Source organism: Mesorhizobium sp. P2_C4 (assembly GCF_056404575.1).
Window position 1 is genome coordinate 983,581 of record NZ_JBFUDT010000001.1, and the last position, 17,306, is coordinate 1,000,886.

General features: G+C 63.8%; 18 protein-coding genes. 16 read left to right on the forward strand and 2 right to left on the reverse strand.

The features are described 5' to 3' along the window. The first annotated feature begins 1 nt into the window (after window position 1). The 13 genes from AC1DX6_RS04700 (at window position 2) to trmB (ending at window position 12,317) form a co-directional block, all read left to right on the forward strand. A complete protein-coding gene (locus tag AC1DX6_RS04700) occupies window positions 2–1,108 on the forward strand; it encodes a DUF1513 domain-containing protein (protein ID WP_477311557.1) in 1,107 nt (368 codons plus the stop codon). Window positions 1,109–1,249: 141 nt separating this feature from the next. Beyond that, window positions 1,250–1,927 carry a tRNA (adenosine(37)-N6)-threonylcarbamoyltransferase complex dimerization subunit type 1 TsaB gene (gene tsaB, locus AC1DX6_RS04705; RefSeq protein ID WP_477311558.1) on the forward strand — a complete coding sequence of 226 codons (678 nt, stop codon included), beginning with the start codon at window positions 1,250–1,252 and terminating at the stop codon, window positions 1,925–1,927. After that, window positions 1,928–2,422 (forward strand): ribosomal protein S18-alanine N-acetyltransferase, encoded by a 495-nt coding sequence (gene rimI / locus AC1DX6_RS04710; RefSeq protein ID WP_477241576.1) that lies wholly within the window; start codon window positions 1,928–1,930, stop codon window positions 2,420–2,422. A gap of 26 nt (window positions 2,423–2,448) precedes the next feature. Then, window positions 2,449–3,249 carry a lyso-ornithine lipid O-acyltransferase gene (gene olsA / locus AC1DX6_RS04715; protein ID WP_477311559.1) on the forward strand — a complete coding sequence of 267 codons (801 nt, stop codon included), beginning with the start codon at window positions 2,449–2,451 and terminating at the stop codon, window positions 3,247–3,249. Window positions 3,250–3,313: 64 nt separating this feature from the next. Beyond that, window positions 3,314–4,723 (forward strand): tRNA (N6-isopentenyl adenosine(37)-C2)-methylthiotransferase MiaB, encoded by a 1,410-nt coding sequence (gene miaB, locus AC1DX6_RS04720; RefSeq protein ID WP_477311560.1) that lies wholly within the window; start codon window positions 3,314–3,316, stop codon window positions 4,721–4,723. Window positions 4,724–4,806: 83 nt separating this feature from the next. Beyond that, entirely contained in the window at window positions 4,807–5,799 is a 993-nt protein-coding gene (locus tag AC1DX6_RS04725; protein WP_477311561.1) for a PhoH family protein, read from the forward strand. A gap of 17 nt (window positions 5,800–5,816) precedes the next feature. Beyond that, entirely contained in the window at window positions 5,817–6,323 is a 507-nt protein-coding gene (gene ybeY / locus AC1DX6_RS04730) for an rRNA maturation RNase YbeY (RefSeq protein ID WP_477311562.1), read from the forward strand. Window positions 6,324–6,351: 28 nt separating this feature from the next. Then, window positions 6,352–7,440, forward strand: a complete 1,089-nt coding sequence (locus tag AC1DX6_RS04735) for a hemolysin family protein (RefSeq protein WP_477311563.1) — start codon at window positions 6,352–6,354, stop codon at window positions 7,438–7,440. Window positions 7,441–7,454: 14 nt separating this feature from the next. Further along, complete coding sequence (locus tag AC1DX6_RS04740; protein WP_477311564.1) at window positions 7,455–7,925, forward strand: VOC family protein; 471 nt, start codon at window positions 7,455–7,457, stop codon at window positions 7,923–7,925. Between the two features lie 78 nt (window positions 7,926–8,003). Continuing rightward, entirely contained in the window at window positions 8,004–9,596 is a 1,593-nt protein-coding gene (lnt, locus tag AC1DX6_RS04745; RefSeq protein WP_477311565.1) for an apolipoprotein N-acyltransferase, read from the forward strand. A 138-nt stretch (window positions 9,597–9,734) separates the two neighbouring features. Further along, window positions 9,735–10,154: a helix-turn-helix domain-containing protein gene (locus tag AC1DX6_RS04750; protein WP_477241592.1), complete on the forward strand. Its 420-nt coding sequence runs from the start codon at window positions 9,735–9,737 to the stop codon at window positions 10,152–10,154. Between the two features lie 171 nt (window positions 10,155–10,325). After that, entirely contained in the window at window positions 10,326–11,591 is a 1,266-nt protein-coding gene (gene metK / locus AC1DX6_RS04755) for a methionine adenosyltransferase (protein WP_477311566.1), read from the forward strand. A gap of 24 nt (window positions 11,592–11,615) precedes the next feature. Further along, on the forward strand, window positions 11,616–12,317 hold the full coding sequence (gene trmB / locus AC1DX6_RS04760) for a tRNA (guanine(46)-N(7))-methyltransferase TrmB (RefSeq protein WP_477311567.1): 702 nt from the start codon (window positions 11,616–11,618) through the stop codon (window positions 12,315–12,317). Here trmB and AC1DX6_RS04765 read toward each other — a convergent pair. Beyond that, entirely contained in the window at window positions 12,293–13,705 is a 1,413-nt protein-coding gene (locus AC1DX6_RS04765) for a sensor histidine kinase N-terminal domain-containing protein (RefSeq protein WP_477311568.1), read from the reverse strand. The two genes, trmB and AC1DX6_RS04765, sit on opposite strands and share 25 nt — an antisense overlap. Then, window positions 13,705–14,379 carry a response regulator transcription factor gene (locus AC1DX6_RS04770; RefSeq protein ID WP_477311569.1) on the reverse strand — a complete coding sequence of 225 codons (675 nt, stop codon included), beginning with the start codon at window positions 14,377–14,379 and terminating at the stop codon, window positions 13,705–13,707. The genes AC1DX6_RS04765 and AC1DX6_RS04770 overlap by 1 nt, the downstream gene beginning before the upstream one ends. A 120-nt stretch (window positions 14,380–14,499) precedes the next feature. On the opposite strand from AC1DX6_RS04770, the gene AC1DX6_RS04775 reads away from it, so the two are divergent. From AC1DX6_RS04775 to AC1DX6_RS04785, 3 genes are all read left to right on the forward strand, one after another. Beyond that, window positions 14,500–15,564, forward strand: a complete 1,065-nt coding sequence (locus tag AC1DX6_RS04775) for an ABC transporter substrate-binding protein (RefSeq protein WP_477311570.1) — start codon at window positions 14,500–14,502, stop codon at window positions 15,562–15,564. A gap of 309 nt (window positions 15,565–15,873) precedes the next feature. Then, window positions 15,874–16,818, forward strand: coding sequence for a Bug family tripartite tricarboxylate transporter substrate binding protein (locus AC1DX6_RS04780; RefSeq protein ID WP_477311571.1), 945 nt, complete (start codon window positions 15,874–15,876; stop codon window positions 16,816–16,818). Next, window positions 16,815–17,300: a tripartite tricarboxylate transporter TctB family protein gene (locus AC1DX6_RS04785; RefSeq protein WP_477311572.1), complete on the forward strand. Its 486-nt coding sequence runs from the start codon at window positions 16,815–16,817 to the stop codon at window positions 17,298–17,300. Before AC1DX6_RS04780 ends, AC1DX6_RS04785 begins: the two co-directional genes overlap by 4 nt. Window positions 17,301–17,306: the final 6 nt, after the last annotated feature.

Sequence of the window (17,306 nt, forward strand, 5' to 3'; positions counted from 1 at the left end):
TATGAGGACGCCGCTGATCGATCGTCGCGATTTTCTCCGGGCCGCAGGCATTGGCTTTGCCGCCGCCATGGCGCCGTCGGCCTGGGCAAAGACGCTTGATGCCGACGCCGTCTTCGCCACCGCTTTCGTCAAGCGCGACGGCAGGCATGGCGCGGCCATCCTGTCCGATTCCGGCAAGGTGCTGCATGCGATCGACCTGCCTGATCGCGGCCATGACGTCACTTTCGATCCCATATCGAAGCGCTCGGTGGTTTTTGCCCGGCAGCCCGGCACCTTCGCCGTGGTCTTCGACCACACCGGCCGCGACAAGCCGCAGACCATCGCCAGTATCGCCGGCCGGCACTTCTTCGGCCATGGCGTGTTCTCGGGCGATGGGGCGCTGCTCTATGCCACCGAGAATGATTTCGACAAGGCCGCCGGCGTCGTCGGCATCTATGACGCGCGGGCGAATTTCGACCGCATCGGCGAGTTTCCAACCTACGGCATGGGCTCGCACGAGCTTTTGCTGCTGGGCGACGGCAGGACGCTGGCCATCGCCAATGGCGGCATCGAGACCCATCCGGATTTCGGCCGCGCCGAACTCAACATCGCGACGATGAAGCCATCCTACGTGCTGGTCGACCGCGTCACCGGAGATCTCATCGAAAAGCACGAATTGCCTGCCGCACTGCACCAGCTGTCGATCCGTCACATGGATGTCGATCAGTCCGGCACGGTCTGGTTCGGCTGCCAGTACCGGGGGCCGGGCACTGATCGTCCGCTGCTGGTCGGCCGCGCGGCGCGCGGCAAGGAGTTGCAGATGCTCGACATGCCGCAGGACGTGCTCTCCGGCTTCCGCAATTACATCGGCTCGGTCGCTGCCAATCCTGCGAGCGGGATCGTCGCCGTGTCCTCGCCGGAGGGCAATTCGCTGGCGACGATCGACGCGGCCAGCGGCCGCATCGTCGCCACCCGGTCGCTGGCCGAGGTCTGCGGCGTCGCACCCGACAAGACGAGTTTCATGGCAACCACAGGCGCCGGCACAATCGTCGAAGCCGGCGGCACCACACGCTCCGAACCCGACTATGTCTGGGACAATCATATGCTGCGCATCGAGGCGGTGGCGTAGGCCGTAGCACTCCCCATTCTCCCACAGGGGGAGGAGGGAATCTCCGAGCGAAGCCGCATAACAATTTGCGCGCTGGCCCTTGCGGTCACGGGCCATGGCGGGCACAGGGACATTGAATCCTGTGCTCGAACCGGCTGCCTCATGAAGTTGCTTGCCATCGACTGTGCCGCCTCTCTCTGTGCCGCCTGCGTCTATGACGCGGCGGCCGGGACCGAGCTTGGGCGCTCGGTGCTCGATCTCGGCAAAGGCCATGCCGAGCACCTGATGGCCGTCATCGATGCGGCGCTGAAGGCAGGTGGAACCGGCTTTGCCGGCCTCGGCGCCATCGCCGTCTCCATCGGCCCCGGCTCCTTCACCGGCTTGCGCGTCGGTGTTTCGGCGGCGCGCGGCCTGGCTCTGGCGCTCAAAATCCCCGCGATCGGGGTGACCACGCTGGAAGCGCTCGCCGCGGAAGCAGCAGCTGGATTTCCCGGTCGTGCCGTGCTCGCCGCGCTCGACGCCGGGCGCGATGAGATCCATGCAGCGCTTTACGATGAATTGTTGGTTCTGCGCTATGGTCCGGCGGTGACCACGCTTTCGCAAGCCGCCACCATGGCGGCGGACAAGTCTCCGGTTCTCGCCGGCACCGCGGCCATGCAGATCGCCGCGACCGTCGGGCACGCCCTAGACATCGGGCCAACGACTGCCACTGCCGACATCGCCGTCTATGCACGGCTCGCTGCCGCCAAGGGTGAGGGCGAAAAGCCGAAACCGCTTTATCTCCGGGGTGCCGACGCGAAGCCGCAGGCCGGTTTTATCCTCTCAAGGCAAGATAAATAGATGCGCATTCCCTTCCTCCAGCCGCGCCGCAGGGACTATGCGCTCGAGCCGCTGACCATCGCCGACAGCCCGGCGGTGTCGGTTCTGCATCGCGAGGATTTCGTGCGGCCATGGACCGACGGCGAATTCGCGGCATTGCTCGAGCAGGATACGGTGTTCGGCTACGCCGCGCGTGAGACCGGGCACGGCGCCAAGCCGCCGGTCGGCTTCGTGCTGGCCCGGCTGGCGGCCGGCGAGGGCGAGATCCTGACCGTGGCGGTAGCGCGCTCGCACCGCCGCCAGGGGCTTGGCTGGCAATTGATGGACGCCGTGCTGCGCGAACTGCACGCGCAGCGCGCCGAAGCGCTTTTCCTCGAGGTCGACGAAACCAATGTCGCTGCCATCGCGCTCTACCGGAGGCTGGGCTTCCGCGAGGTCGGCAAGCGCGCCAACTATTACAAATCGCCGGAACACGGCCCGACCGGCGCGCTTGTCATGCGCCGCGATCTTCGCTAGCCAGAACGCGCATAGGGCCAGGGCGAATGATCAAGAAAATCCGGATTTTCCTGGCGCTGGGCCTCGTTGCCGTGGCCACGCTTGTCCTTGCGCCGCTGCAGATCCTGTCGATGAAGACCGGCTGGTGGCCCGAGACGTTCATCCTCAAGATCTGGCACGGGATCATCGTCAGGGCGCTCGGCATACGCATCCATGTCAAGGGCACGCTGTCCGACCAGCGTCCGCTGCTGGTGGCGTCCAACCACATCTCCTGGACCGACATCATGGTGCTGGGCTCGATGGTCGATGTAAAATTCATCGCCAGGGCCGATATGGAAGGCTGGCCCTTGATCGGCATGCTGTCGAAGCTGCAGCGCACCGTCTTCATCGAGCGCGAGCGCAAGCGTTCGTCGGGCGATCAGGCGAGCGAGATTGCCAACCGCATGGCCAAGGGCGACGCCATGGTGCTGTTTGCCGAGGGATCGACTGGCGATGGCAATTTGCTTCTGCCGTTCAAGAGCACGCTGTTCGGCGCCGCCTCGATGGCGCTCGCGGAAGGCGCGGTCGAACAGGTGTTCATTCAGCCGGTGGCGATCGTCTATACGCGCCTGCATGGCGTGCCGCTCGGCCGCCGGCACAGGCCGATCGCCGCCTGGATTGGCGACGAGGACCTGATGCCGCATCTCAAGGTGTTGCTGGCCGAGGGCGCTCTCGATGTCGAGGTGCATTTCGGCGAGCCGGTCGCCTTCTCCAAGGGCTCGAACCGCAAGGAAACGTCGAGGCTGATGGAAAGCCAGGTGCGCGCAATGATGCAGGCGGCACTCGCCGCGCCGCAGCCAAGCCGGTAAGCCATAAGGGCTCCGAGGCAAAAGCGTCTGTTTTTTGTCACCAAAAGGCGTTAGAAGCCGCCGGATGGATTTGAACACGATAGAACGGGACGACATCGCCACAGCGGCCGAAAGCGCGGTCGCGCCGGCTGCGGCGACCAGGAAGGTCTTCGTCAAGACCTATGGCTGCCAGATGAACGTCTACGATTCGCAGCGGATGACCGATGCGCTGGCCGCCGACGGCTATACCGCGACCGAAATCATCGGCGAGGCCGATCTGGTGCTGCTCAACACCTGCCATATCAGGGAGAAGGCGGCCGAAAAGGTCTATTCCGAGCTCGGCCGCATTCGCGAGATGAAGGCCGAGCGCGCCCAGGCCGGGCGCGAGATGCTGATAGGCGTCGCCGGCTGCGTCGCCCAGGCGGAAGGCGCGGAGATCCTGCGGCGTTCGCCGGCCGTCGATCTGGTCATCGGCCCGCAGACCTATCACCGGCTGCCCGGCGTGCTGGCAAGGGTGCGCGGTGGCGAGAAGGTCATCGAGACCGATTACGCCGTCGAGGACAAGTTCGAGCATTTGCCGCAGCCCAGGCGCGCTGAAGTGATCAAGCGCGGCGTCACCGCGTTCCTCACCGTGCAGGAAGGCTGCGACAAGTTCTGCACCTTCTGCGTCGTGCCCTACACCAGAGGCTCGGAAGTGTCGCGGCCGGTAGCGCAGATCGTTGCGGAGGCTGAGCGCCTGGCGGAAGCCGGCGTGCGCGAGGTGACGCTGCTCGGCCAGAACGTCAACGCCTGGCATGGCCAGGGCGAAAGCGGCGCGGAATGGGGCCTTGGCCGCCTGCTGTTCCGGCTGGCGGAGATTCCTGGCCTTGCCCGGCTGCGCTACACCACCAGCCACCCGCGCGACATGGACGACGAATTGATCGCTGCCCACCGCGATCTGCCGGCGCTGATGCCTTATCTGCATCTGCCGGTGCAATCGGGCTCCGACCGCATTCTCAAGGCGATGAACCGCCGGCACACGGCCAAGGATTACCTGACGCTGCTCGACCGTGTCCGCGCCGCGCGCAGCGACATAGCGCTTTCGGGCGACTTCATTGTCGGTTTCCCCGGCGAGACGGAAGCCGATTTCGAGGCGACGATGCAGCTGGTACGCGAGGTAAATTATGCCTCGGCCTTTTCGTTCAAATACTCGCCGCGTCCCGGCACGCCGGGCGCCGAAATGACCGATCATGTGCCGGAAGCCACCAAGGACGAGCGCCTGCAGCGGCTGCAGGCGCTGCTGGTGAAACAACAGCAGGATTTCGGCTTGAGCCTGGTCGGCAGCACTATCGATACGCTGATCGAGAAGCCCGGTCGCCAGGCCGGTCAGAAGGTTGGCCGCTCGCCATGGCTGCAGCCGGTTATTGTTGATGAAAAGGCCGGCGAAATCGGTGACATTATTCAAGTGCGAATCACGAAGACGGGCTACAATAGCCTGTTCGCCGAATTGGCCTGACGGCCTCGGCAGATGAGGAGAGACGGTTGAGCGCTGCTGAAGTGAAGAATCTGCCTCAGAGTTTGACGTCTGGGGCCTCGGATATGGCGCACATCGTTCTGACTTTCGACAACAACAAGCTTGCCAGCGCCCTTTACGGCCAGTTCGACGAGAATCTGGCCCGACTCGAACAAAAGCTCGGCATCGATATCCGCTCGCGCGGCAATCAGCTGACCATCAAGGGTTCCGCTTCGGCAGCCGAGCAGGCGCGCCGCGCGCTCGACAATCTCTACGGAATTCTCCAGAAAGGCGTCGATATCGGCCAGTCGGACGTCGATGGCGCCGTGCGCATGGCGATTGCCGCCGACGACCAGCTGACGCTGCCGACGCTGGAGCGCAAGGGCAAGGTCTCCGCCGCCCAGATCGCCACCCGCAAGAAAACGATCTATGCCCGTTCGCTCAACCAGGACGCCTATATGCGCGCGCTGGAACGGTCCGAGCTTGTCTTCGGCATCGGCCCGGCCGGCACGGGCAAGACCTATCTGGCGGTTGCGCATGCGGCGATGCTGCTCGAACGCGGCATGGTCGAACGCATCATCCTGTCGCGGCCGGCGGTCGAGGCCGGCGAGCGGCTGGGCTTCCTGCCCGGCGACATGAAGGAAAAGGTCGATCCGTACCTGCGGCCACTCTATGACGCGCTCTACGACATGATGCCCGCCGACAAGGTCGAGCGCGCCATTGCCGCCGAGGTGATCGAAATCGCGCCGCTGGCCTTCATGCGCGGCCGCACCCTGGCGCATGCCGCCGTCATCCTCGATGAGGCGCAGAACACCACGCCGATGCAGATGAAGATGTTCCTCACCCGTCTCGGCGAAAACTCGCGCATGATCGTCACCGGCGATCCGACGCAGATCGACCTGCCCTCCAACACCAAATCGGGCCTGGTCGAAGCGCTGCGGGTTCTCGATGGCGTGGCCGGCGCGGTGACCGTGCGCTTCAACGACGGCGACGTGGTCCGCCACCCGCTGGTGGCCGAAATCGTCAGGGCCTATGACCGCGACGCCAAGCTGGCGCGTGGTCTGGGCGCCGAGAATTGATGTGACGATGCGGGCTCATGCCTGAAGACAAAGAACCTGGCGGCGGGGACCTTCTGGTTCCCGTCGAGATCGATATTTCGGTCGAAGCCGGCGACTGGCCCGACGAGGCGGCGCTAACGCGGCTGGTCGATCGCGCCGTCGCGGCTGCTTTCGCCGAAACCGGCATGGCTGGAAGCTCCGAACTCAGCATCGTCTTTTCCGACGATGCCCATATCCGCACCCTCAATGCCGATTGGCGCGGCAAGGACAAACCCACCAACGTCCTGTCTTTCCCGGCTTTTCCGGTCACCACGGGCGGTCCGCTGCCGCCGATGCTGGGCGATATCGTGCTGGCCGCCGAGACCGTCGCGCGCGAAGCGGCACTGGAAGACAAGCCGGTGGAGAACCATATCACCCATCTAGTCATCCACGGCCTGCTGCATTTGCTGGGCCACGATCACGAGACCGACGCCGAGGCCGAGGCAATGGAAGCCATCGAGCGCGCAGCGCTGGCAAGGCTTGCCATTCCCGATCCCTACGCGTAACTACAAAAGACCAAATGACCGGACGACGATGAACGACAAACCAGAAACTGCCGCCCGCCCCGACGCCGGCAGTGCGACCAAGCCTTCCGATACGACGGAAGAGGGCTCGAGTCCCAGTACCATCACCGGCAGCCCCGCTTCTGGTAGCATTGCCAGCGAGCCATCGCCTGCCGGTCCTTCCCTGTTCGACCGCGTGCTCGGCCTGTTCCGGCAACGCAACGGCACCAGCCTGCGCGAGGAAATCGCTGGCGCGCTGGCTGAAACGACAAGCGACGCCGGCGCCTTTTCGCCCGGCGAACGCGCCATGCTCAACAACATCCTGCGTCTGCGCGAAGTGCGCGTCGAGGACGTCATGGTGCCGCGCGCCGACATCGAGGCGGTCGAGATCACCACGACATTGGGCGATCTTCTCGGCCTGTTCGAACAGTCCGGCCATTCCCGCATGCCGGTCTATTCCGAGACGCTCGATGACCCGCGCGGCATGGTCCACATCCGCGACGTGCTGGCGCACATCACCAAGGTCGCCCGCGTCAAGAAGGGCAGGACATCGAGGAAAACCCCTGCTGCCACGCTGCTCGACCTCGCCCAGGTCGATCTCGCGCGCACCATCGGCGATTTGAGCCTGATCCGTCCGGTGCTGTTCGTGCCGCCGTCGATGCTCGCCTCCGATCTGATGGGGCGGATGCAGACGACGCGCACCCAGATGGCTCTGGTCATCGACGAATATGGCGGCACCGATGGTCTCGCCTCGCTCGAAGACATCGTCGAAATGGTGGTCGGCGACATCGAAGACGAGCATGACGACGACGAGCCGCTGATCACCCAGACCGGCGAGGGCGTGTTCGTCGTCGACGGCAAGGCCGAGATCGACGAGGTCGCCAAGATGATCGGTGAGGATTTCACCGCCGGCGAACATGGCGAATATGTCGACACCATCGGCGGCATGATCTTCAACACGCTGGGCCGCGTGCCGGCGCGTGGCGAAGTGGTGCAGGCCGTACCCGGCTTCGAGTTCCACGTGCTCGACGCCGACCCGCGCCGCGTCAAGCGGGTGCGCATCGTGCAGAGCCAGAAAGGCGAGCGCCGCCGGCGCGCCGCCCGCACCGAGCAGGCGTAAGGAAGCGCCGACCGATGGCGGTCGACGATCCGTTCAGGCACGCGACGCTCGGCTCCGGCATATTCTACAAGGACCCGCGCGCCGCATTACGATGGCTCGAAGCCGCTTTCGGCTTCGAACCAAGCATGGTCGTCAGTGATGCCGACGGAAAACTTGTCCATGCCGAAATGCGCTTCGGTGATGGCTATATCATTGTCGATTCCGAATGGGCTGACCATATCGCCAGTCCGGCTTCGCTCGGCGGCAGGAACACGCAATCGGTCTATATCAGGCTAAAGGACGGCCTGAACGCCCATTGCGAGCGGGCGCGGGCGGCCGGCGCCGACATCTTTCAGGAGCCCGCCGATCAGTTCTACGGTGAGCGGCTGTATCGGGCGCGCGACGCCGAAGGCCATGTCTGGACTTTCACACAGACTCTGCACGCCGTCCCACGCGAGGAGGCGGAACGGCTGAGCGGCCTCAGCATCGAAGGCTGGCACCGCTAGATCACGTTTAAGCGGTTTGGAGCGGGGACTGCGGCCTGCTAAATCTTCTGCCGTGATTCGCACGAGTCGGAAGCTTTGATGCAGCGCCTTGCCGGCCGGATAATTCTGCTTTGGGGCTGGCGGCGCGCGCTGGTGGCGTTTCTCGCTGGGGCGTTGGCGGTTCTGGCCCAGGCGCCCTACGATTTTTTCGCTGTCTGTTTCGTTTCGTTCCCGCTGCTGGTCTGGCTTCTCGATGGCGCCACCGGTGAAGCCTCGGACGGCTGGCTGCGGCGCCTGCGGCCGGCCTTTGCCATCGGCTGGTGGTTCGGTTTCGGTTATTTTCTCGCCGGCCTGTGGTGGATCGGCTCGGCACTTCTGGTCGAGGCAGACAGTTTCGCCTGGGCCTTGCCGTTCGCCGTTATCGGCATCCCCTTCGCGCTCGCCTTTTTCTATGGTTTCGCCACGGTCGTCGCCCGGCTGCTGTGGAGCAATGACATCGGCCGCATCGCCGCGCTCGCCTTCGGTTTTGCCCTGGCGGAATGGCTGCGCGGCTTCCTGTTCACCGGCTTTCCCTGGAATGCCGTCGGCTATGCGGCGATGCCGGTGCCCTTGCTGATGCAGAGCGTCTCGCTCACCGGCATGATCGGCATGAACGCGCTGGCGGTGTTTGTTTTCGCGCTGCCGGCGCTGCTTGCGGCGCAAAGGCATCTGCGCCTGGGTGCCGCACTGCTGGTCGTTCTTGTCGGCGCCCATGTCGGCTTCGGCTATGTCAGGCTTACCGCTGCGGTCGAACCTGCAACCCGCACCATCGGTGTCCGCATCGTGCAGCCCGACGTCGACCTCAGCGAGAAGTGGGACGCCTCGGTGCGCGACCGTATCTTCGCCACTCTGATGGGGTTGTCGGCCAAGGCGCCGGAGCCTGGCCATGGCAGGCCGCAGCTGATCCTGTGGCCGGAGACGTCGGTGCCGTTTCTGTTTACCGAGCGCCCGGATGCGCTGACGGCACTGGGCGAGATGCTTGGGACCGGGCAGGTGCTGATCGCCGGCGTCGTGCGCGAGGAAGGCGGCTCGGCGGCGAATGCCGACAGCCGCTATTACAATGCCGTGGTGGCGATCGACGACAAGGGTGAGATCACCGATGCCGTCGACAAGGTTCATCTGGTGCCGTTTGGCGAATATCTGCCTTTCGCCGACCTGCTTGGCCGTTTCGGCGTCGATCAGCTCGTTGCCGGGCCGATGAATTTCGCCGCCGGCAATGAACGACACCCGATCGCGCTGCCAGGCGGCATCCGCGCGCTGCCCTTTATCTGTTACGAGGTGATCTTTCCTGATCTGGTTTCAGTTGACGCTGCGTCAGCTGAGCTTATTGTGAACGTCACGAATGACGCATGGTTCGGCGACACGCCGGGTCCGTACCAGCACTTCAGGCAGGCTCAGATTCGTGCGGTCGAGAATGGATTGCCCCTGTTGCGCGCCGCCAACAACGGCATTTCCGCTGTTGTCGACGCTCACGGACGCATCGTCGACGCTTTGGCCGTCGATGCGCGAGGCGCCATCGACGTACGGGTGCCGGTCTCCGGACAGGCTCTCGTCTCCGCCGGCCAGAGGCGCATTAACGGAATGCTGATCATGTTGCTGTTTGCCATGATCGCCCTCGCATTGAACGTAAGGCAACGGCTACGGGTGAATTGACAGTCGACACATTAGAAACTCATACTGTACGCGCCTAAAATTTCTCGAAGTCGGTTGGAGGTTCTGTTGGGGCAGTTGGCTCCGGCTTCGTTTGGGCAAGAAAAATAGAAAAAGCCGGAAAAATTCGGCGAGGAAAAAATGACAGAAGAAAACAAGAAAAAACCGAATCCGATCGACATCCACGTCGGAAGTCGCATTCGGCTTCGGCGCAATATGCTTGGGATGAGCCAGGAAAAGCTGGGTGAGAATCTCGGCATCACGTTTCAACAGATACAGAAGTATGAAAAAGGCACGAATCGCGTCGGCGCCAGCCGCCTGCAGGCAATAGCGTCCATACTCAGCGTGCCCGTTGCCTTCTTCTTCGAGGATGCCCCGGGTCAGGAGCCCGTGGGCAATCGCGGGTTCGCCGAAGATGCCTCCATGGCTTTCGCCGTCGAATTCTGCGGCAGTCCTGAAGGGCTTCAGCTCAACCGCGCCTTCGTCAAGATCGTTGATGTGAAGGTGCGCCGGCGGATCATAGATCTGGTGAAGTCTCTTTCCACCGAAGGTGCCGACTGATCCAGGAGGCTTGACTGCCGGCGGCGCCATGCCGCCGGTGGTACAAGATTATCTGCTGCGACATTCATGCCAGAACTGCGGCACCGCTTGACGAGCGACGCCCAGCACCGCTAACACGTGGCGCGCCAAAGTCGGCAGCCCTGCCGATCCGTTTTTCAAGAGGGGACACCCGTGACGCGGCAGAATTACTTCTTCACCTCGGAATCCGTTGCCGAGGGCCATCCCGACAAGGTTTGTGACCGTATCTCCGACGAGATCGTCGATCTGGTCTATCGCGAAGCCAAGAAGACCGGCATGGACCCATGGAAGGTTCGTGTCGCCTGCGAAACGCTGGCAACCACCAACCGCGTCGTCATTGCCGGCGAAGTGCGTGTTCCCGAGACTCTCCTGAAGAAGGACAAGGCCGGCAATATCCTCAAGGACGCGGCCGGACATTCGATCATCAATCCGGCCAAGTTCAAGTCGGTTGCCCGCAAGGCGATCCGCGAAATTGGCTACGAGCAGGCAGGCTTCCACTGGAAGACGGCAAAGATCGAGGTTCTGCTGCACGGCCAGTCGCCGGACATCGGCCAGGGCGTCGACAACGCCGCCGACCGCCAGGGCGAAGAAGGTGCCGGCGACCAGGGCATCATGTTCGGTTATGCCTGCCGCGAGACGCCGGACCTGATGCCGGCGCCGATCTACTACAGCCACAAGATCCTCGAATTGCTGGCCGCCGCCCGTCACGAAAACAACGGCGAGGCCGGCAAGCTCGGACCGGACGCCAAAAGCCAGGTCACTGTCCGCTACATCGACGGCAAGGCCGCCGAGGCGACGCAGATCGTGCTGTCGACCCAGCATCTCGATGCAAGCTGGGATTCGAAGAAGGTCCGCAAGGTCGTCGAGCCCTATATCCGCGAGGCGCTTGGCGATCTGAAGATCGCCGACAACTGCATGTGGTACATCAACCCGACCGGTAAGTTCGTCATCGGCGGTCCTGATGGCGACGCCGGCCTGACCGGCCGCAAGATCATCGTCGACACCTATGGTGGTGCCGCACCGCATGGCGGCGGCGCCTTCTCCGGCAAGGACACCACCAAGGTCGATCGCTCCGCCGCCTACGCGGCACGCTACCTCGCCAAGAATGTGGTGGCAGCCAAGCTCGCTGACCGCTGCACCATCCAGCTGTCCTATGCCATCGGCGTCGCCCAGCCGCTGTCGGTCTATGTCGACCTGCACGGCACCGGCAAGGTTGACGAGGCAAAGCTCGAGGAAGCGCTGCGCACGGTGATGGATTTGTCGCCGTCCGGTATCCGCCGTCACCTCGACCTCAACAAGCCGATCTACGCCAAGACCTCGTCCTACGGCCATTTCGGCCGCAAGGCTGGTCGCGACGGTTCTTTCTCCTGGGAAAAGACCGATCTCGCCAAGGCGCTCAAGGACGCGGTTGCCGCCTGATCGGCGGCCACCCCGCGTCAGCCCATGGATCCCAAGGACAGGCCAAGCCGTGCGACCGAAGCTTTTTTCGGTCGCCGGCGCGGCAAGACCATCCGCCCGCAGCAGGCAGCCGCACTCGAAAGCGGTTTCAGCACCTACAGGCTCGACCTGACGGCCAAACCGCCTGCCGATCTGCGTGACCTGTTCGCGGCGGATGTTTCGGCGGTTCAGCTGGAAATCGGCTTTGGCGGCGGCGAGCATTTGCTGCACCGGGCGACGGCGGCGCCTGCCACCGGTTTTGTCGGCGTCGAGCCGTTCGTCAACGGCATGGCCAAGATGATGATGGCGGTGCGGGAAAAGCCGCTTGCCAATCTTCAGGTCTATGATGACGACGCCACGCGCCTGCTCGACTGGTTGCCGGAGGCTTCGCTGGATGGCATCGACCTGCTTTATCCCGACCCGTGGCCGAAGAAAAAGCACTGGAAGCGGCGCTTCGTCAGCCCGCTCAATCTCGACCGTTTTGCACGCGTTCTGAAGCCTGGCGCAAAATTCCGCTTCGCTTCCGATATCGACACCTATGTGAACTGGACGCTGCGGCACTGCCGGGCGCATGGCGCGTTCGCGTGGCAAGCGCGGGAAGCGACCGACTGGCACCGGCCCTACGATGGTTGGCCGGGCACGCGCTACGAGGCGAAGGCCATTCGCGAGGGCCGGCGGCCGGCCTATCTCACCTTCGTGCGAAGCTGATCCTGGTTCGCATTTGAAAAGGCGGCGCGGACGCGCAGGCCGCGCTCGTCCTTGCCCGCCGACAGATCGAGCCGTCCGCCAAACAGTGCCGCGATCTCCTCGACGATCGGCAGGCCGAGCCCGGCTCCCGGCTTGCCGCCGGCACGACCGCGCACGAAGCGCTGGCGCACGCCTGCCAGTTCGTCCGCCGCGATCCCTGGTCCGCTGTCTTCGACTTCCAGCACGACATCGTCGCTGTCGGCGAAAACCTTGACGGTCGCCTCCGTCCCGCTGCCGGCATAGGCGAGCACGTTTTCGATCAGATTGCGGATCATTTCGCTCAACAGCATCGGCTCGCCGCGGACAAACTGCGCCTGTTCGCCCTCGAAACCGAGGTCGATGCCGGCGCTGTGGGCCTGGGCGACAAAGTCGGCGGTCAGCGTCTGCGCAAGCTCGGTCAGATTGATCGCGCCAAGGCTCTTGAGCCGATCCGACATCGCTTCGTCGACCTTGGCAAGCAGCAGCAGCTGGGCGATGACGCGCTCGGCATGGGCGACCGCCTCGTCGCCGACCGTGGCGGCATGGCGGGCTTCTTCAAGCGACTGCGCGCGCGCCGAAAGCGCCAGCTGCGTGCGGATGATGGCCAGCGGCGTGCGCAGCTGGTGGCTGGCATTGCCGGTGAAATGCCGCATCGCGCCAAGCGCCGAACCAAGTCTTCCCATGAACGAATTGACGGTGTCGACCAGGCCGCGCACCTCCTTCGGCACCGATTGTTCGATCGGGTGCAAATCCTCTGGGTTGCGCTCGGCAATGGCATCACGCAGCCGATAGAGCGGCCGCAGCGAAAAGGTGACGGCGAGCCACATGATCGCCGCCGCGCTGCCGATCAGGATGGCCAGGCGCAATGCCGAGCGCAACAGGATAGTCCGCGCCAGTTGCGTGCGGGCAATCGTCGTTTCGGCGATGGTGACGACAAAAGGCACCGAACTAGCTCCGGTCGAAGCGGCGCGCGACAGCGATGTCAGCCGGATGGGCTCGCCGCGAAAGCTGGCATCGGCATAGCCGCTTTCTTCGCGCGCAAGCCCTTCGATCACCGGCAAATTCTGATAGCCGGTTATGAAGCCGCCAGGGCCGTCGACGCGGTAAAACACGCGGTCCTGTGCTGCCGACGTCAGCATTTCGAGCGCCACGTAGGGAACGTCGACCTCCAGCGCGCCGTTCTCGGCGACGACGATGCGTTCGGCAATGGCCAGCGCCGAGCCGGCAAGCACGCGGTCCGAGACGGCGTTTGCCGTATTCACGGCCTCGCGATAGGTGTCGGCGAGCGCAATCAGACCGATGATCACCAGCGGCACCAGCAGCCAGACCAGCAACCGCCTGCGCAGCGAATATGGCTTTGCCGGCACCATCAGCCGCTTTGGATCTTTTCGAGGTAGTAGCCTATGCCGCGTGCGGTCCTGATCGTCAGGCCGTAAGGCGCCAGCCGCTTGCGCAACCGGCTGGCATATTGCTCGATGGCGTTGGCGCTCAGATCCTCGTCGAAACCGGCAAGCGATTCGATGATCGCCTGCTTGGCCACCACCTTCCCGGCGCGCATGAACAGCGTTTCGAGAAATGCCAGTTCGCGCGCGGGAATGTCGATTGTTGCGCCCTGCGAAGAGAAGCTGCGCGTGGTGAGATCGAGAACCACCTCGCCAAAGGCAACGGTTGCAGTCTTGAGGCCGGCGCGGCGGCGCAGCAGTGTGCGAACCCGCGCTTCCAGTTCGCCGACATCGAAGGGTTTGACCATATAGTCGTCGGCGCCAAGGTCGAGCCCCTTGACCCTTTCGTCCAGCGAGTGGCGCGCCGACAGGATCAGCACTGCCGCGTCGTGCTGGCGGCCGCGCATGGTGCGCAGCACCTCCAGACCATCCATCTGCGGCAGGTTGAGGTCGAGAATGACGAGGTCGAACCGCTCGGTGGCAAGGACGGCCACGGCCGACGCGCCGTCGCCGACCACGTCGACGGCATAGCCGCTGCCTTTCAGCACCGCTGCGAGACCGGCGGCCAACGTCTGACTGTCCTCTACCACCAGAATGCGCACTGGGTTCTCCCTCTTCCGACGATGCCCATTCGACAGGCAAAGGTCCAGAGCCGTGTCACTTGGCGTCGGTGGCGTGTCGCCGTTGTGCGGCACCCATTGTTGAGGCATGGTCTCGCGACCATGCGCCTGGCCATCCTCTCCGTTCTGGTTTGTCTTTCGGCGCCCGCATGGGCGGACGTCACCCTCTTTCCCGCACTTGATGGGGCTTCAAATGCCCGCACGCTGGTCGTCTATTCATCGCTGGACGCGCCTTTGGCAAAGCCGATGATCGACGGCTTCCAGAAAGCCAATCCCGACGTCGCCGTGCGCTACGAGGATCTGTTGACGACCGACATTTATGATCGCGTCGTTGCCGAAACCGACGCCGGCAAGGGTACCGCCGACATCGCTTTTTCCTCGGCCATGGACCTGCAGGTCAAGCTCGCCAATGACGGCTACGCGCAGGAAAGCCGCCTGCCGCTTTCCGATCTCTGGCCGCGCTGGGCAAACTGGCGCAACACGGCCTACGCATTGACCTTCGAGCCTGCGGTGTTCGTCTACCACAAGCCGAGCTTCAAGGACGTTGCGCCGCCCGCCACGCGCGGCCAGTTCGTCGATTTTCTCAAGACTCAGGGCGACAAGGTCTATGGCCGCATCGCCACCTACGACATCGAGCGATCCGGCGTTGGTTTCATGTTCATGGCACGCGACCAGGAGCAGTACTCGGACATCTGGTCGGTTATCCGTGCCATGGGAGCGTCTGGCGTAAAGCTTTACTCGACCAGCTCCGCCATCCTCGAGCGCATTGCCGATGGCCGCTTCGTACTTGGCTACAACATCCTGGGCTCCTATGCCGCCGATTGGGCCGCCAGGGATCCCGACGTCGGCATCGTGCTGCCCAAGGATTACACGGTGGTGATGTCACGCATCGGACTGGTGCCCACCGCCTCCCGCTCGCCGGACCTGGGTCGCCGCTATCTCGAATATTTCATGTCCGCCGAGGGACAGACGGTGATGGCGCGCAAACTGCAGATCGCCGCCGTCAATCCGGAAGTTTCGGGCGAGAACACGGCAAACAGGATGCAGGAGGTTCTCGGAGGACAGTTGCGCCCGGTCCCGGTCAGCCCGGGCCTGATGGTCTATCTCGACCAGGTCAAGCGCATGCGCCTCATCGAACGCTGGAATGCGGCGCTGCGCAGTCCCTGATCGTACGATATTCCTATCCTGTTGCATCGGCGTCAGTCTGATGTCAGGTTGCTGCGCTAGGTAGGTTTTGGCCCATCCGTGGAGGCGGCGAGGCTCGGAAAGTTCGGGAGGACTTCGAACACGTTTCCGCAAAGACCACCCGACGGCGGCACCGCCGCCGCGCGAGCGGTTTGGAAACGCTTAGCTACATTGGCCGAACCCTGAGTCGGCCGGTTCCTTCCCCGTTTATTTCGAGACGCAGCCTGACGCGGGCTTCGAAACTGAACAAGCATTTGCCCCGCGCAAGCGGGTCGCAAGGGAGGAACGGCAATGAAGCAATTCGTGTTGGCATCCATCATCGCGGGCGCTCTCGCCCTGCCGGCCGCAGCGGCCGACTACAAAATCATGGCTCCCGCAGCCCCTGGCGGCGGCTGGGACCAGACGGCGCGTTCGATGCAGACCGCGCTCCAGGACGAGAAGATCTCGAGCAGCGTCCAGGTCAACAATGTTCCAGGCGCCGGCGGCACTATCGGCCTCGCGCAATTCGTCAATCAGGCCAATGGCGATCCGAGCCAGCTCATCGTCGGCGGCTACGTCATGGTCGGCGCGATCCTCACCAACGCTTCGCCGGTGACGCTCGATCAGATCACCCCGATCGCCCGCCTGACCGGCGAGTATGAAGCGATCGTCGTTCCAACCGCTTCCGACATCAAGGATATGGCTGGGTTGGTTGCCAAGCTCAAGGCCGATCCGGGCGCTGTTTCCTGGGGTGGCGGCTCAGCCGGTGGCACCGACCATATTGCTGCCGGGCTTATTGCCAAAGCCGTTGGCGTCGATCCCACCAAGATCAATTACATCGCCTTCTCCGGTGGCGGTGAAGCACTTGCCGCCATTCTTGGCGGTCAGGTGACCGTCGGCATTTCCGGCTACGGCGAATTCGACTCGCAGATCAAGGCCGGCCAGTTGCGCATCATCGGCATCTCCAGCGATGCCAAGGTCGAAACCATCGATGCGCCGACCCTGAAGGAGAGCGGCGTGGATGTTTCCATCCAGAACTGGCGCATGGTTGCTGCCGCTCCCGGCCTCTCCGCCGACCAGAAAGCCGCCGTGCTGGCTGACGTCGACAAAATGGTGCAGTCGGCGTCGTGGAAGAAGATCCTCGCCGACAAGGGCTGGGCCAACACCTATCTCGCCGGCGACGATTTCGCCGCCCAGCTCAAGAAGGACACCGAAGCCACTGCGGTGATCCTGAAAGATATCGGTCTGGTGAAATGAGCCAGACCGGCCAAAACGAAGCGAAGCGCCGCCCGGACCGGGCGGCGCTTGTCATCGCCGCCATCCTGGCCGTGGTGGCTGTGGTGATTGCGTGGAGCACCGCCAGCCATGGCGCCGGCGCCAATTATGCCCGTGTTGGCCCGACGACCTTTCCCTATTTCATTGCCGCGGTGTTTTTCGGCCTGTCCATCTGGACGGCTTTCGAGGCCGTTCGCGGCGATTTTCCCGAACGCGAGCATCAGGAAATCAGCCCGATCCTGTGGATCGTCGGCGGCCTCGTGGCTCAGATGCTGCTGCTGAAGGTGGCGGGCTTCGGGATCGCCACGGGGCTGCTCTTTGCCGCGACCGCGCGCGCATTCGGCCGCGGCCCGTTGTGGCAGACGGTCCCCATCGGCATCGTCCTGTCGTTCATCATCTGGATCATCTTCGCCAAGGGGCTGCAGCTTTCGTTGCCGGCCGGTCCGCTCGAACGACTGTTCTGAGCGATT

Bases quoted from the DNA above. Each gene is read 5' to 3' on its own strand.
- AC1DX6_RS04700 (WP_477311557.1), top strand. From the start codon at position 2: ATGAGGACGCCGCTGATCGATCGTCGCGATTTTCTCCGGGCCGCAGGC.
- tsaB (WP_477311558.1), top strand. From the start codon at position 1,250: ATGAAGTTGCTTGCCATCGACTGTGCCGCCTCTCTCTGTGCCGCCTGC.
- rimI (WP_477241576.1), top strand. From the start codon at position 1,928: ATGCGCATTCCCTTCCTCCAGCCGCGCCGCAGGGACTATGCGCTCGAG.
- olsA (WP_477311559.1), top strand. From the start codon at position 2,449: ATGATCAAGAAAATCCGGATTTTCCTGGCGCTGGGCCTCGTTGCCGTG.
- miaB (WP_477311560.1), top strand. From the start codon at position 3,314: ATGGATTTGAACACGATAGAACGGGACGACATCGCCACAGCGGCCGAA.
- AC1DX6_RS04725 (WP_477311561.1), top strand. From the start codon at position 4,807: ATGGCGCACATCGTTCTGACTTTCGACAACAACAAGCTTGCCAGCGCC.
- ybeY (WP_477311562.1), top strand. From the start codon at position 5,817: ATGCCTGAAGACAAAGAACCTGGCGGCGGGGACCTTCTGGTTCCCGTC.
- AC1DX6_RS04735 (WP_477311563.1), top strand. From the start codon at position 6,352: ATGAACGACAAACCAGAAACTGCCGCCCGCCCCGACGCCGGCAGTGCG.
- AC1DX6_RS04740 (WP_477311564.1), top strand. From the start codon at position 7,455: ATGGCGGTCGACGATCCGTTCAGGCACGCGACGCTCGGCTCCGGCATA.
- lnt (WP_477311565.1), top strand. From the start codon at position 8,004: ATGCAGCGCCTTGCCGGCCGGATAATTCTGCTTTGGGGCTGGCGGCGC.
- AC1DX6_RS04750 (WP_477241592.1), top strand. From the start codon at position 9,735: ATGACAGAAGAAAACAAGAAAAAACCGAATCCGATCGACATCCACGTC.
- trmB (WP_477311567.1), top strand. From the start codon at position 11,616: ATGGATCCCAAGGACAGGCCAAGCCGTGCGACCGAAGCTTTTTTCGGT.
- AC1DX6_RS04765 (WP_477311568.1), bottom strand. From the start codon at position 13,705: ATGGTGCCGGCAAAGCCATATTCGCTGCGCAGGCGGTTGCTGGTCTGG.
- AC1DX6_RS04775 (WP_477311570.1), top strand. From the start codon at position 14,500: ATGCGCCTGGCCATCCTCTCCGTTCTGGTTTGTCTTTCGGCGCCCGCA.
- AC1DX6_RS04780 (WP_477311571.1), top strand. From the start codon at position 15,874: ATGAAGCAATTCGTGTTGGCATCCATCATCGCGGGCGCTCTCGCCCTG.
- AC1DX6_RS04785 (WP_477311572.1), top strand. From the start codon at position 16,815: ATGAGCCAGACCGGCCAAAACGAAGCGAAGCGCCGCCCGGACCGGGCG.